The sequence below is a fragment of the Phascolarctobacterium succinatutens CAG:287 genome, from assembly GCF_000434895.1.
Classification (GTDB): domain Bacteria; phylum Bacillota; class Negativicutes; order Acidaminococcales; family Acidaminococcaceae; genus Phascolarctobacterium_A; species Phascolarctobacterium_A succinatutens_A.
The window spans coordinates 1-14,287 of record NZ_FR892793.1; the positions used below are offsets into that span (position 1 = coordinate 1).

The 14,287-nt window shown below is 46.5% G+C and carries 13 protein-coding genes; 11 read left to right on the forward strand and 2 right to left on the reverse strand.

All coding sequences use genetic code 11. The features are described 5' to 3' along the window. Both BN587_RS05525 and gluQRS read right to left on the reverse strand, forming a co-directional pair. Nucleotides 1-206: hypothetical protein (locus BN587_RS05525; RefSeq protein WP_044484360.1), on the reverse strand; the 206-nt coding region annotated here is incomplete at its 3' end. 53 nt (nucleotides 207-259) lie between these two features. After that, nucleotides 260-1,216: a tRNA glutamyl-Q(34) synthetase GluQRS gene (gluQRS, locus tag BN587_RS05530; protein WP_021720149.1), complete on the reverse strand. Its 957-nt coding sequence runs from the start codon at nucleotides 1,214-1,216 to the stop codon at nucleotides 260-262. Nucleotides 1,217-1,427: 211 nt separating this feature from the next. Here gluQRS and BN587_RS05535 point away from each other — a divergent pair, with 211 nt between their 5' ends. The 11 genes from BN587_RS05535 to BN587_RS05585 all read left to right on the forward strand — a co-directional run bounded on the left by BN587_RS05535 (nucleotide 1,428) and on the right by BN587_RS05585 (nucleotide 14,159). Next, the gene (locus BN587_RS05535; RefSeq protein ID WP_021720150.1) at nucleotides 1,428-1,988 is read left to right on the forward strand and encodes a hypothetical protein; all 561 of its coding nucleotides are present in this window, start codon (nucleotides 1,428-1,430) and stop codon (nucleotides 1,986-1,988) included. A gap of 125 nt (nucleotides 1,989-2,113) precedes the next feature. Further along, nucleotides 2,114-2,752, forward strand: a complete 639-nt coding sequence (gene trmB / locus BN587_RS05540; RefSeq protein WP_021720151.1) for a tRNA (guanosine(46)-N7)-methyltransferase TrmB — start codon at nucleotides 2,114-2,116, stop codon at nucleotides 2,750-2,752. Between the two features lie 13 nt (nucleotides 2,753-2,765). Further along, nucleotides 2,766-3,962, forward strand: coding sequence for an FtsW/RodA/SpoVE family cell cycle protein (locus BN587_RS05545; protein WP_021720152.1), 1,197 nt, complete (start codon nucleotides 2,766-2,768; stop codon nucleotides 3,960-3,962). Beyond that, entirely contained in the window at nucleotides 3,959-5,992 is a 2,034-nt protein-coding gene (locus tag BN587_RS05550; protein ID WP_021720153.1) for a penicillin-binding transpeptidase domain-containing protein, read from the forward strand. Before BN587_RS05545 ends, BN587_RS05550 begins: the two co-directional genes overlap by 4 nt. A gap of 115 nt (nucleotides 5,993-6,107) precedes the next feature. Then, the gene (locus BN587_RS05555; protein WP_021720154.1) at nucleotides 6,108-7,778 is read left to right on the forward strand and encodes a formate--tetrahydrofolate ligase; all 1,671 of its coding nucleotides are present in this window, start codon (nucleotides 6,108-6,110) and stop codon (nucleotides 7,776-7,778) included. A 115-nt stretch (nucleotides 7,779-7,893) separates the two neighbouring features. Then, entirely contained in the window at nucleotides 7,894-8,724 is an 831-nt protein-coding gene (locus BN587_RS05560) for a bifunctional 5,10-methylenetetrahydrofolate dehydrogenase/5,10-methenyltetrahydrofolate cyclohydrolase (protein ID WP_021720155.1), read from the forward strand. A 38-nt stretch (nucleotides 8,725-8,762) separates the two neighbouring features. After that, a complete protein-coding gene (locus BN587_RS05565; protein ID WP_021720156.1) occupies nucleotides 8,763-9,188 on the forward strand; it encodes a VanZ family protein in 426 nt (141 codons plus the stop codon). A 252-nt stretch (nucleotides 9,189-9,440) separates the two neighbouring features. Then, nucleotides 9,441-10,460 carry a biotin synthase BioB gene (gene bioB, locus BN587_RS05570; RefSeq protein ID WP_021720157.1) on the forward strand — a complete coding sequence of 340 codons (1,020 nt, stop codon included), beginning with the start codon at nucleotides 9,441-9,443 and terminating at the stop codon, nucleotides 10,458-10,460. Nucleotides 10,461-10,950: 490 nt separating this feature from the next. After that, the gene (locus BN587_RS05575; protein WP_021720158.1) at nucleotides 10,951-12,432 is read left to right on the forward strand and encodes a Sau3AI family type II restriction endonuclease; all 1,482 of its coding nucleotides are present in this window, start codon (nucleotides 10,951-10,953) and stop codon (nucleotides 12,430-12,432) included. A 64-nt stretch (nucleotides 12,433-12,496) separates the two neighbouring features. Continuing rightward, nucleotides 12,497-13,699 carry a DNA (cytosine-5-)-methyltransferase gene (gene dcm / locus BN587_RS05580; protein ID WP_021720159.1) on the forward strand — a complete coding sequence of 401 codons (1,203 nt, stop codon included), beginning with the start codon at nucleotides 12,497-12,499 and terminating at the stop codon, nucleotides 13,697-13,699. A gap of 34 nt (nucleotides 13,700-13,733) precedes the next feature. Further along, nucleotides 13,734-14,159 carry a very short patch repair endonuclease gene (locus BN587_RS05585; protein ID WP_021720160.1) on the forward strand — a complete coding sequence of 142 codons (426 nt, stop codon included), beginning with the start codon at nucleotides 13,734-13,736 and terminating at the stop codon, nucleotides 14,157-14,159. Nucleotides 14,160-14,287: the final 128 nt, after the last annotated feature.

The window sequence follows — 14,287 nt, forward strand, 5'->3', positions numbered from 1 at the left end:
TTGGTGTGTTTCTTTTTGGTGTGCTGTTCGCGGTAATCGGCCTGCACCTGATATACCTGATAGATATACAGAGCGCACAGGGGAATAGCTACAATCAGGCCTAACCAGCGGTTGTTGAAGAAGTAGCTGCCGGCCATGCCGCCAAGCAAGCTGATGATAAGTACAATCAGCATATTAACCTTGATTTTCATTAAATATTTTTTCATTATATATTCCTCCCAGGTTTTATAATCAGTGAAATGTGTTATTGCCTGCGCAATCAAAGCAATTGCGGTACGACGATATTGTCATGGGGAACCGATTCCGGACGGAAAAGCGGCAGCAGCTCTGCGGCGGTAAGCGGTTCCGGCTTGGGCAGCTGGCCTGCAAGATAGGCCAGGAGGCCGATAATAGGCTCGGGACTGCCAAAGTGCTGCCTGAGGGCTGCAATTTCCAAATCACCGTCGCGTTTGGAAAGCCTGCGTCCTTCGGTATCTGTCAGCAGCGGTATATGGCAGAAGGACGGCGGCGTAAGGTTCAGAAGGCGGTAAAGATAAAGCTGTACCGGTGTGGAGCTGAGCAAATCGCAGCCACGCACTACCTGATTTACGCCCATGAGCGCATCGTCAATGACTACAGCTAACTGGTAGGCGTAGACGCCGTCGCTGCGGCGCAGGATAAAGTCACCGCATTCGTGCGCCAAATTAGCCTGTTGCCTGCCATAGTGCATATCCGTAAAGGAGATAAGCTCGTCAGCAACCTTAATGCGCCAGGCGGGATGGCGCTGCTGCATTTTGGCGCTGCGCTGTGCTGCCGTCAGCTCGCGGCAGGTGCCGGCGTAAATAATACGTCCGTCGCTGGCATGGGGCGCTTCGGCGGCGTGCAGCTCGCTGCGGCTGCAAAAGCAGGGATAGACAAGCTCCTGCAGCTGTAAAAGGTCAAAGCAGTGAGCATAGATATTGCTGCGGCGGCTTTGGAAAAAGCTGTCGCTAGCGGCGCTGCAGTACGCACCCTCGTCCCAGGTGAGGCCCAGCCATTCCAGCTCGCGTGCCAATGCGTCAGCCTTAGCGCGCGAGCAGCGCTGCGGGTCCAGGTCTTCGATGCGCAAAACTATTTTGCCGCCGCTGCTTTTGGCATAAAGCCAGGCCAGCAGGCTGCAGAAGACGTTGCCCAAATGCAAAAAGCCGCTGGGCGTAGGCGCAAAACGTCCTACGACAGGCGCAGTAGCTGCTGCCATTTTATCTCACCACCTCGACGTAATATCAATATATACTATAATATTTTACCATAAACTCTCCTGCTTTGCTAAGGAGATTAGTGCAGCGACGGAAAAAGTTTGCTATAGCCAGTGATTTCACGATAAACTCACTGTTTTGCCTGCCTGCTTTGCTGTATAATGTAATTATAAAAAGTATGCTGTTTATAAGCTTAAGGAATGGGGTGTAAAAATGACAGAACGCTTAGATGAGCATAAAATGAAATATGCTGTTGATACGGATAAGGAGGCAGAGGATATCTGCCGTTGGGCTGCTGCCCGCGCCGGTGTGATTGTAGTTGCTCCGGTAGTAGGTACGATGACACTGATGGCTAACGAGGTTTATATGATTACCCGCCTGGCCAAGCTGCGCGGTGTTAAGCTTTCCGAAAGTGCCGTGCTGGGGCTTTTGGGTTCACTGGGCGGTGCCTTTGTAGGGCAGACGCTGGCGACGCTGATTCCCTTTGCGCCGGTGCAGATTCCTGTAGGTATGTCGGTGACCTACGCTGTGGGCAAGGTGGCGAATGCCTGGCTGGCAGCAGGCTGCCCGGAGGATTTGTCGGCCTTTAAGTCTACCTATGAGGAGGCACGCATTGAAGGCATCAAAATGCTGGGCGAGCTGAAGGACTTGGCCTGCAAGGATAAGCCGCTGGGCGATGAAAGCCGCCGCTTTGAGGTAGATAACGATTCGCCGGCAAATAAAAAGGTCGACGATTTGCTGCGTAAGGTAAAGGGCGTGTTGAAGAAGGACTGAGACACCTGCTTATGCCGGTAGTGTAGTTATTATGCTGCCGGCTTTTTTATAATTCTTTTTTACACCATAAGAAGTTTTGTTGTATAATAGATAATTGAGAAAATATTTTTATGTGAGGTCTGACTATGCGCTTAAGAAAAAAACCATGGATTGAAGAAGCTATGAAGGAAGTGCAGGGAGAATACGTTTTCCTGCATGATATTGATAAGTTCAAGGGACATTGGCAGGAGATGTTCCCGGGCAAACGTCTGTGTCTGGAAATTGGCTGTGGCAAGGGACGCTTTACCATTGGTATGGCAGAGCTGTATCCGGATAAGGCCTTTATCGGCATTGAAACACAGCATGATATTGCCTATTTCCCTGCGAAGGTTGCCAAGGATAAGGAGCTGACGAATGTAAAAATCATTTGCGCTAACGCTGAAAACCTGCTGGACTGGTTCGAGCCGGGCGAAATCAAGGAGCTGTACCTGAACTTCAGTGACCCCTGGCCGAAGGCACGTCATGCTAAGCGCCGTCTGACGCACCGCAACTTCTTGGCGCTGTATAAGCAGCTGCTGGGCGAGGGCGGTCACCTGCGCTTTAAAACAGATAACCGCGCTTTGTTTGATTTTTCCGTAGAGGAATTCAAGGAGTTCGGCCTGCAGATTATTGCTTTGAGCTATGACCTGCATCATTCTGAATATGAGAATCCTGTACAGACAGAATATGAGCAGAAATTCAGTGCGCTTGGTACGCCAATCAATTTCTGCGAGGTAGTTTTTTAAGTAAGGCTTTGCCATGAAGAAGAGATTTTTGCTATGGGACAATCCCTGCATTGCTGTTTATGCACTTGTGGGAGTTTTGCTGCTGGTGGGTGGCATAAATGTGTTCAGTGCCAGCTTTGTGAAGGCACAAGGGATGTTTGGTGACGGTCTTTATTTTCTGCTTTTGTATTATGTCTATGCGTTGCTTGGCATAGTAGCAATTGCTATTATCCGCTATTTTGGCTACAAATTTTGGTTGAATAAAAAATTGCTTTACTTGGCTTTGGCTGTTGTATTGGGCATGCTGATAGCAGTTGAGTTTGTGGGAGAGGTCAATAATGGCGCTGCCCGATGGCTCAAAATCGGTCCGCTTAAGCTTCAGCCATCGGAAATAGCCAAGCCTTTGCTGATAATGATAGCTGCGAAGTATCTGGGAAATGTGATGAAGCGGGGTGAAAGATTAAGCCAGCGCCTTGGCGATTGTCTGTGCGTAATAATCCCGACGCTGATAATTGGTTTTCTTGTTTATAAGCAGCCTGATATGGGAACGGCAGCAATTATCGTGGCTCTGGTCATGGGATTATTTGTTGTTGCCGGTCTGCCTATGCTTTGGGTAACCGGTATGGGTATCTTAGGTGTCGTGGGAGGCGGCATTCTGGCTTTTTCTTCGGAGTATCGTGCGCACCGTTTTATGGTATGGCTTGATCCCTGGCTTGACGCTCAGGGCAGGGGTTATCAGACGATACAGTCGCTGAAGGCCATTGGCAGTGGCGGGCTTACAGGTACCGGCTGGGGACATGGTGCAGCTAAGTTTGCTTTCCTGCCGGAGTCACATACGGACTTTGCCTTTGCTATTTTTTGTCAGGAAAATGGTTTAATTGGTGCTTTCCTGTTGATTCTAGTGTTTTGTCTTTTGTGTGCTGCATGTTGTAAAATTGCCTTCCATACACGTGATAAGGTTGGTTTTTTGCTGGCTGTCGGTGTTACATTTTTAATTATCGGTCAGGCTTTTTCCAATATGGCCATGGTTTGCGGTTTGCTGCCGGTTATCGGCGTACCGCTTACCTTTATCAGCTATGGTGGTACATCAATGGTAATTTCTATGGTAGCAATCGGCCTGCTGTTGTCAGTTTATGATGAGGAAGAGCGTCTGCAGAAGCTGGAGGCCGAGCCGCCGGAAAAACGCCGCAGTGATTTGCGCGTTGTGCATAGCGGGAGGTGGCAGCGGTGAAGCGTTTTTCTTTATTGGATGCGCAAAAACGTTTTGTTAGCCTGTGTTTATTGATGGGATTGTTAGTGTTCCTTGTATTTTTGCGACTTGTCTGGCTGCAGGTGGTAGATGCCGCAAAGTACAAGGAAATGAGCAAATACCAGATGACATTAGATTATGAGCGCGGCACTCCGCGCGGACGCATTATGGACCGCGATGGAGAGGAGCTGGCCGTGAGCATTATGACGGGCTCGCTTTATGCGGACCCCGAGAAGATGGTTGACAGCGAGAACAGAATAAAAGAGCATGGGCCGCGTGATGCACGTCGCCTGTGTGCTAATCTGCTGGCACCGGTGCTGAAGCGGGATCCCGAAAAGCTTTATAAGGACTTTTGTGGCGGCGGTAATTATCTTTGGCTGAAGCGTTATATGGATCCCAAGGAAGTGGCGCAAATCCAGAAAATTATTGACGCTAATGATTTGCCTGGCCTGCATTTTGAGCAGGAAAGCAAGCGCTACTATACTAAAAAGCGGGCAGCGGCACAGGTTATCGGCTATGTTGGTACGGATGACAAGGGACTGGCCGGTATTGAACACGTATATGATGACCTGCTTAAAGGTAAGAAAACGCTTTATTCATGTCTCATGGATGCTAACGGCAAGCGGCTGGTAGGACTGCTGTTTAATGAGCCTGCGCAGGATTTGCAGCGTAAGCAGGAGCAGCTGCCGACAATCTATTTGACCTTGGACAGCAAAATCCAGTATGTGCTGGAGGATGCTATGGATGATGCTATGAAGCGCACTAAGGCTCAGGGAGCAGCGGCAATCATCATGGATCCGTATACCGGCGAAATCCTTGGTATGGTCAGCCGTCCGACCTTTGATCCAAATAATTTTGGCAAATATAGTCCTGATAGCTGGAAGAATCGTGCTGTTTCACTGGTTTACGAGCCTGGCTCGGTCTTTAAGCCGATTGTAGGCTGCATGGGCCTGACGGAGGGCATTATTACGCCGGATACACCGATTCAAGACAACGGTCATATCAAGATTGCTGACCGCACTATTTATAACTGGGACGGCGAGGGCATGGGGACGGTGCCCTTTTCAACGGTTATCAAGTTTTCGATTAATACCGGTATGGTACAGCTTGGCATGCAGCTGGGAGCGGAAAAGCTTACGAGCTATGCGAAAAAGTTCGGCTTTGGCTCGCCCACCGGCATCGAGCTTCCCGGTGATGAAAACGGCATCCTGTATAATCCCAAGAATATGTACGAACCTGATATTGCTACCATGGCTATTGGCCAGGGTATTGGCGTGACACCGCTGCAGGAGCTGCGCGCAATTTGCGCTATTGCCAACGGTGGCGAGCTGCTGCAGCCATATATCGTCAAAAAAATAGTGGCTGCTGACGGAACCGTCATCAAGGAGGGCAAGAAGACGGTGGTGCGCAATGTCATTACCGAGCAGGTGGCACGCCAGATGCGCGAGATGATGGAAATGGTAGTCAGCGAGGGTGGCGGTAAGACTGCCTCCATTAAGGGCTATCGCATTGCCGGCAAGACCGGTACGGCCGAAAAGCGGGCCGAGAACGGCGTCGGTTATGCTGCCGGTCAGTACATTGCTTCCTTCGTAGGCTTTGTGCCTGCTGATAAACCGCGCTATGCGATGATCGTTATGCTGGATACGCCGAAGGGTGCCTTCTACGGCTCGCAGGTCAGCGCGCCTATTTTCCGCGATACGCTGCAGCAGATTCTGGTAGCGAAGGGCATTCAGCCGGTCTACAGTAAGGGCTTGCCCTCGTTTGAGGAGTTGAATACTGTCAGCCAGAAGGCTGATAACAAGCCGAAGCAGCTGCCGGTGCTGCAAAGAATGCCGGACGGTAAAATTAAGCTGCCGGACTTCAAAGGACTGGATATGCGTAATACTATCGACCTGCTGGAGCCGTATAAGCTGCGGCTGAAGCCTTATGGCAGCGGCCATGCGTGGCAGCAGAAGCCGCCACCTGGCAGTGAGGTGCTTGAAAACACTACGGTAGAAGTGTGGTTTAACTAAAAATTTTTGTATTATTTTACTTCCCCGGGCAGGAAAAAAGCTGCTCGGGGAAGAACTATATATGATACTTTGTTTTCAATGTAGTTTTTACGCAATGAAATAGGAGGAGATAAACATGTTATCCGATATTGAAATTGCCCAACAGGCAAAAATGCAGAAAATTACTGAAGTTGCTGCCAAATTAGGCATCAGCGAGGACGATATTGAATTATATGGCAAATATAAAGCAAAACTGTCCTACGATTTAATCCGTCGTGTGAAAGATAAAAAAGACGGCAAGCTGATTTTGGTTACCGCTATCACCCCGACTCCGGCTGGCGAAGGCAAGTCCACTACTACCGTAGGTCTGGCACAGGGCCTGGCTAAGCTCGGCAAAAAGGTTATCGTAGCTCTGCGCGAGCCTTCCCTCGGCCCCTGCATGGGCATTAAGGGTGGCGCTGCAGGCGGCGGCTATTCTCAGGTTGTGCCGATGGAGGACATCAACCTGCACTTTACCGGTGACTTCCACGCTATCACCTCCGCACATATGCTGCTGGCAGCAATGCTGGACAACCATATCCAACAGGGCAACGCTCTGAACATTGACCCGCGCCGTATTGCCTGGAAGCGTGTTGTAGATATGAACGACCGCGAGCTGCGCAACATCGTAGTAGGCTTGGGCGGCAAGGCTCATGGCGTACCGCGTCAGGACGGCTTTGACATCACCGTTGCTTCCGAGGTTATGGCTATTCTGTGCCTGGCAAGCAGCCTGCACGACCTCAAGGAGCGTCTGGCAAAAATTATCGTTGCTTATGATTACAACGGTAACCCTGTTACTGCAGGCCAGATTAAGGCTCAGGGCGCAATGGCGGCTCTGCTGAAGGATGCCGTTAAGCCTAACCTGGTACAGACTCTGGAAAACGTACCGGCAATCATCCACGGCGGTCCGTTTGCTAATATTGCCCATGGCTGCAACAGCGTTATGGCAACTCAGACCGGCATGAAGCTGGCTGATTACACTATCACCGAGGCAGGCTTCGGCGCTGACCTGGGTGCAGAAAAATTCTTTGATATCAAATGCCGTTATGCTGGCCTGAAGCCGGACGCAACTGTTATCGTTGCTACCGTGCGTGCGCTGAAGATGCATGGTGGTGTACCGAAGACCGAGCTGAAGACTCCGAACGTAGAGGCAGTTAAAAAAGGTCTGGTAAATCTGGAGAAGCATATCGAAAACGTTAAAAAATTCGGTGTTCCTTGCGTAGTTGCTATCAACATCTTTGCTCAGGATACCGCAGAAGAGCTGGAGGCAGTACGCGAGCACTGCGCTAAGCATGGCGTTAATGTAGCACTGTCCGACGTATTCGCTAAAGGCGGCGAGGGCGGTATCGACCTTGCTAAGGAAGTAATCGCCCTGGCAGACAGCGGCGAGAGCAAATTCGCACCGATTTATCCGCTGGAGATGAGCCTGAAGGGTAAGATTGAAACCATCGCTAAGGAAATTTATGGTGCTGACGGCGTTAACTATACTAAGGAAGCAGACAAAGCCCTCAAGGAATTTGAAGAGCTTGGCTATGGCAACCTGCCTATCTGCATGGCTAAAACCCAGTATTCCTTCTCCGATGACCCGGCACTGCTGGGACGTCCGAGCGGCTTCAAGATTACTATCCGCAACTGCCGCATTGCAGCAGGCGCTGGCTTTATCGTAGTTCTGACCGGTGATGTTATGACCATGCCTGGTCTGCCTAAGGTTCCGGCAGCTGAGAAAATCGATGTTACGGATGATGGTGTTATCAGCGGTCTCTTCTAAAAAAGTCTGACGGATAAAGCGCCATCCTTTAAGGAATTTGGAGGATAAAGCGCCATTTATTAATATATTTTCTATCTATAATAAATCAACTATGTTTTTTTGAGGTGAATTTACTATGGAAACTGTTTTAATGAGGGGTAAGCCTGTTGCTGATGTTTACCGTGAGGCTATTGCCAAAAAGATTACTGTTGCTAAGCAGCACGACTTGGTAGTAACCCTGGCTATTTTGGTTGTGGGTGATGATCCTGCATCTCACGTATATAAGGACAGGCTGGTCAAATTAATTGAAAGTCTGGGCGGTGCCGCTAAGGTTATCACCTGCCCTGCAGATACTCCGGAGGAAGAGGTTATCAGCATCATCAAAAAGCTGAACCGCAACCGTTACGTTACCGGTATTATGCCGATGATGCCGATGCCGAAGCATATCAACAGCGATAACGTGGGCGCAGCAGTTTCCCCGAACAAGGACGTGGACTGCCTGAATCCGCAGAATATTGGTGATGTGTTCATGGGACGCAGCCGTTTTGCTGCCTGCACGCCGCGTGCCTGCATGGCAACTTTGGCGCACTATGGCATTGAGCTGGAGGGCAAGAACGTTGTTGTTATCGGCCGCAGTAATGTTGTAGGCAAGCCTGTGAGCGTACTGCTGCTGCAGCAAAACGCTACCGTTACCATCTGCCATTCGCGTACACGCAACCTGCCGGAGCTTTTAAAGCAAGCTGATGTTATTGTCGCTGCAGTGGGCAAGGCCTGCTTTGTGAAGCCGGAAATGGTTAAAGAGGGCGTTGTGATTGTGGACGTAGGCATCAACGCTGTAGACGGCAAGCTGGTGGGCGACGTTGATCCTGCTGTTGCTGAAAAGGCCAGTGCCTTTACACCTGTGCCGGGCGGTATAGGTGTTGTCAGCAATATGATGGTAATGGAGTGCCTGACGCGTCATATCTGATTTTGGCTGCAGACACATTAAGTGAGTGATGGAGCTATATGAAGTATTTTTGGTTTTTACTGGCTGCCTGTTTTGTGGGCATAATCTTTTATAATTCGTCGCTGCCCCTGCGGCAGTCATCCCAGCTTAGCGGCTGGGTGACTGCGCTGACGCAGCTTTTGGCGCAGCACCTGGATATCCAGCTGACGGGTGATGTGGAGCATCATATCCGCAAGCTGGCGCATTTTTGCGAATTTGCGCTGCTGGGACTGCTGCTGTGCCACAGCTTCAGTGCTCTGGGCGTGTCGAATCGCACAGCAACCGGCTATATCCTGTTTTTGGCGTTGTTCGCGGCGGTGCTGGACGAATATATCCAAAGCTTTTCGCCGGGACGTGCCTGCAGGGTGACGGATGTGCTGCTGGATTTCAGCGGTGTGTTCTGCGCCTGGCTGGAATACCGCATCTGGCAGTGGTGCCGCAGATAATTAAACATGGAAGGCTGCAGCTTGGCGCCGACAGGCGTCCGGCTGCAGCCTTTTGTTTGCTTCGGAATCTGTATCGGCAAAAAATATTGCTGTAATTATAAATTGCGCGCCAATCTGCTTGCACTCAAGGTTATCCTATGTTATAATTTGGGTTAACGATGGTGCACGTTAAAACGGTCAAGGTTAACGTACCACTTATTTTTTTACAGCATAAGCCTACCGATTAAATAGGTTATAAAAGGAGAAGAGAATATGAACCCGCAAGCATTAGCACAAGAAATTATTGATGGCAGAAGATTGACACGTCAGGACGATTTAAAAGCCTTTCTGACCTGCGATTTGCAGGAATTATGTGAAGGTGCAGATAAAATCCGCAAGCATTTTGTCGGTGAGCGCGTGGATTTGTGCTCCATTATCAACGGACGCAGCGGCCGCTGTCCGGAAAACTGCAAATTCTGCGCGCAGTCCGCACATAACCATACCGATTGCGAGGTTTACAGCTTCCTGCCGGAGGAGGATATCGTGAAGCTGGCACGTCTGAACCAGGAGGAGGGGGTACACCGCTTTTCCATTGTAACCGCAGGCAAGGCGCTGACCGGTGAAGAATTCGACAAGGCTATTCATGCGTATGAGACTATGCACCGTGATTTGAAGATTGATTTGTGCGCTTCTATGGGCTTCCTTTCCCGTGAACAGCTGCATCGCTTGCATGAGGCCGGTGTCACCAGCTATCATCATAATATTGAAACCTCTAAGCGCAACTTCCCCAATATCTGCACTACGCATACCTATGATATGAAAATCAACACGTTGAAGATGGTCAAGGAGGAGGGCATGTGCGCCTGCTCCGGTGGTATTATCGGCATGGGCGAAACCTGGGAGGACCGTCTTGATATGGCTATCAGCCTTGCAGAGCTTGGCATTGATTCTATTCCGCTAAATGCGCTGATGCCGATTCCGGGTACGCCGCTGGGGCATCTGCCGCGTCTGAGCGAGGCTGATATCCTGCGTACTGTGGCCTTCTTCCGTTATATCAATCCACTGGCCAACATTCGCCTGGGTGCAGGCCGTGCGTTGCTGACCAATGACGGTGAAACAGCGTTTAAGGCTGGCGCATCCGCTACTATCACCGGTAATATGCTGACGACTGTGGCCTGCGCTACGATTCGCAGCGACAGAAAGATGCTGAATCATATGGGACGTGACATTAAGCCGGAATATATGACGGATGAAGAAGCTGCTGCTATTGATGCCAGAGCGGAACAGGCATGATTACATATTGAAATAAATTCAGCTGCCTGCGGAGGGACGAGGTCCTTTTGCAGGCAGCTTTTTTGTGCTGCTTTAACGGTGCGTTTTGCACCGGTTGCACCAGTTGAACCACTTTTTTCGGCGTTTTTGCTAAAAAACCGTAGGCTCGTAATTTTTAATATAATATAAATAAAAAGCCTTATTTTAGCTGTAAACAGCATAAAATAAAGCTTTAGAACCATTACGAAGACTTTACTTGCAGGGATATATATTAGTGGTTGTGGAGCAGTTTTTATTTTTGCACCAAAAGTAGTGGTGCAAGTGGTGCAGAGATTTAAATTTAATTTTACGTAAAGGTCTTTGTATGTTATACTAATAGCAGTTGCATGGTAGCTCTATTTTTAAGAGAAGTCATGCCTGACTGTGTGAGTCAGTGGCATCTGTCGAGCTTGGCAGATGCCTTTTTTATTAAAGAATGATTATTTACCTAGATTATGATGAGGTGATGGGTATGGCAAGATTTGAGTTCGATGATAGGAATCCTAAATCAATAGAAGAATATGCTAAACAATTGTTAGGTAAAAGTTTTTATGATGTTATAGGCTGGAAAATCGAGAGGGATCAACATCAGGTCGCTGAAGAACAGATAAATAGTTATGCTAATAAACATCGTAAAGGCGGGTTAGGTAATTTATTAGAAAATGTCTATTTTAATTATGAATCTAACAGTGATCCTCATGCGGATTTTGTCAAAGCTGGTGTAGAGCTGAAAGTAACTCCTTATGAAAAGAATAAGAAAGGAGAGCTTCGTGCAGGTGAAAGATTAGTCTTGACTATGATTAGCTATAATTCGCCGGTAGAAGAAGATTTTTTCCAATCACATTTATGGGAAAAGTGCAGATTGCTTTTGTTGGTGTATTACCTAAGAGATAAGACTTTAGAAAGCAATTTGATGTATTCTATTGATTATGTTACGTTGTTTACTCCGCCTGCGAAAGACTTGGAGATTATTCGTCAGGACTATAGGAAAATCATTGATAAGATTAAGGCTGGCAAAGCAGAAGAGCTTTCAGAAGGCGATACAATTTATCTTGGTGCATGCACCAAGGGTGCTACTGCAGCAAAAAGTATTGTGCCGCAGTTTTATCCACCATACACATTGGCTAAAAAGAGGGCGTTTTGCTATAAAAATTCATATATGACATATGTGTTGAACCAATATATAGTTAATGGTGTCAATACATATGAGGAAATCATAACTGATCCTGCAGAACTGGAAAAGAAGAGTTTTGAAGAAATAATCACGAATAAAATCAATCAGTATATCGGTACTTCTGATGAGATGTTATGTACCATCTTTAACAGAGAATATAATAACAATAAAGCTCAATGGATTGAGTTGGCTTATAGAATGCTTGGTATAAAATCAAACAGAGCAGAAGAATTTGCAAAAGCCAATATAGTTCCTAAAGCTATTCGGTTAGATGAAAAAGGGACATTGAGAGAAAACAGTCCGTTGCCACAATTTAGTTTTAGGGATTTAGTTAATGAGGAATGGGAAGATTCTACTCTTTATGAGTATTTGAGTGAAACCAAATTTCTTTTTGTTATCTATCAAAAACAAAACAGCAATTATATTTTAAAGGGTTGTTTGTTGTGGAATATGCCTGTGAAGGACTTGGAAAAAGTTAAGAGCGAATGGGAAGCGATTAGAGATGTTGCGAGGGCAGGCATTAAGTTCCAAATAACTTCCAGTGCAAATGGACCGATAGTAAAGAACAACTTGCCCAAAAAATCAGATGCTGAAATTATACATATACGTCCACATACAGCAAAAAGATATTATCAGTTTGCTGATGGAAGTATTATAGGTAATGGTACATTGAGTGATAGTGATCTGTTGCCCAATGGTGAACGTATGCCTAAACAGAGCTTTTGGCTTAACAATACATATATTGTAAATTTGATTAATCAACGAATGAGGGAAAATTAAAACTTGATCGAATCACTAGGATATGATATAATATATGTATATTATATAAGAAAGGCGTGGAATGATGGAGAAAACAGTATGCGAGCTCTTCGCGGGAGTAGGAGGGTTCCGACTTGCCTTGGAGCGTGCATCCAGCGATTTTCAGACAGTGTGGTTTTCCCAATGGGAACCCGGGAAGACAAAACAATGGGCTCACGACTGTTATGTCCAACATTGGGGCGATATTGACGAATTTACCGGTGTAGATATTTCTATTGTAGATAAGCATAATGTACCTGACCATAATTTGCTTGTAGGTGGTTTTCCTTGTCAGGATTATTCTGTTGCCAGACCGTTGCCAGGTTCTGCTGGTTTAGAAGGCAAAAAAGGTGTGCTTTGGTGGCAGATACGTGATACGTTGGAAGCTAAACACGCACCTTTTGTATTGTTGGAGAATGTCGACAGATTGTTAAAATCGCCTGCATCTCAGCGAGGACGTGATTTTGGTGTAATCCTTGCTTGTTTGGCTGCTTTGGGTTATGCCGTAGAATGGCGTGTAGTTAATGCAGCTGAATATGGCGCTGCCCAAAGGCGTCGCAGAACGTTTATTTTTGCGTATTCTACAAATACCCGTTATGCGGAAAGAATGAACAGACAAAATCCTGAGCATATAATAAGTTCTATAGGCTTTTTTGCAAGAAGTTTTCCAATAGAGCAGAATTTTGTTGTGAATGAGGAAATGCTTAATTTCCAAGATATCCCTACAGTATCAGAAAGTTTTAGCTTTGAGTTTAAAAATGCAGGTTATATGCTAAACGGACAGATTTATACTGCTAATGTTAAACCTATAGAGGAAGAACCGACTTTGTTGCGTGATATCCTTGCAAAGAATGTAGCTGAAGATTATTATCTAGGTGATAAGCTAGAAAAATGGGAATATCTTAAGGGAGCAAAGAAGATAGAACGTACTTCCAAAACAGGTCATAGATATATATTTAGTGAAGGTGCGATCGCTTTTCCTGATTCTATTGATGCACCGGCACGTACAATGCTGACATCAGAGTCTAGCTTGAATCGTAGCACGCATGTAATCAGAGATCCAGAAACCAATAGGCTGAGATTACTGACACAGGTTGAAGCAGAGCGTATCCAAGGCTTTGACGATAATTGGACTGATACTGGTATGCCGCAGAAGTTCAGATATTTTTGTATGGGAAATGCTTTAGTTGTGCCTATGGTTACACGTATGGGAAGAACTTTAAGTACCATAATGGAAGGCGAACCATAATTTTACTATACAACTTTGTTGGTGGTGTTTGTAAATGGATGCAAAAAATGCAATAGTGTCTAAAACTATGAGCAGAATAAAAGGCAAGGACACCAAAATAGAGGTGCTGTTGCGTAAAGCTCTTTGGCATGAAGGCATTCGATACAGAAAATACTATCGGATATATGACTGTCATCCTGATATAGTGATTACTAAATATAAGATAGTGATTTTTTGTGATGGTGTTTTTTGGCATGGAAAAAATTTTCATGAGCACCAGATTAAGCATAATAGTGTGTATTGGGATAATAAAATCAGACGCAATATAGAACGTGATTTGGAGAATACGATTATGCTTAGGGATAATGGCTGGATTGTTATCAGGTTTTGGGAGGATGAAATTTTGCATGATTTGTGTGGTTGTGTGGAAAAAGTGAAGGCTTATATAAAACAAATTAGTTCGCTTGATGGAATAAGATAGTGCATATAAAATAAATTTATAAAAACTGCTTGAGAGAATTTTTCTTAAGCAGTTTTTTTTCTTATATCCTTATTCGAAATATATGATAGATATAATTGAAATATATGAAAAATATACTGACGATATTT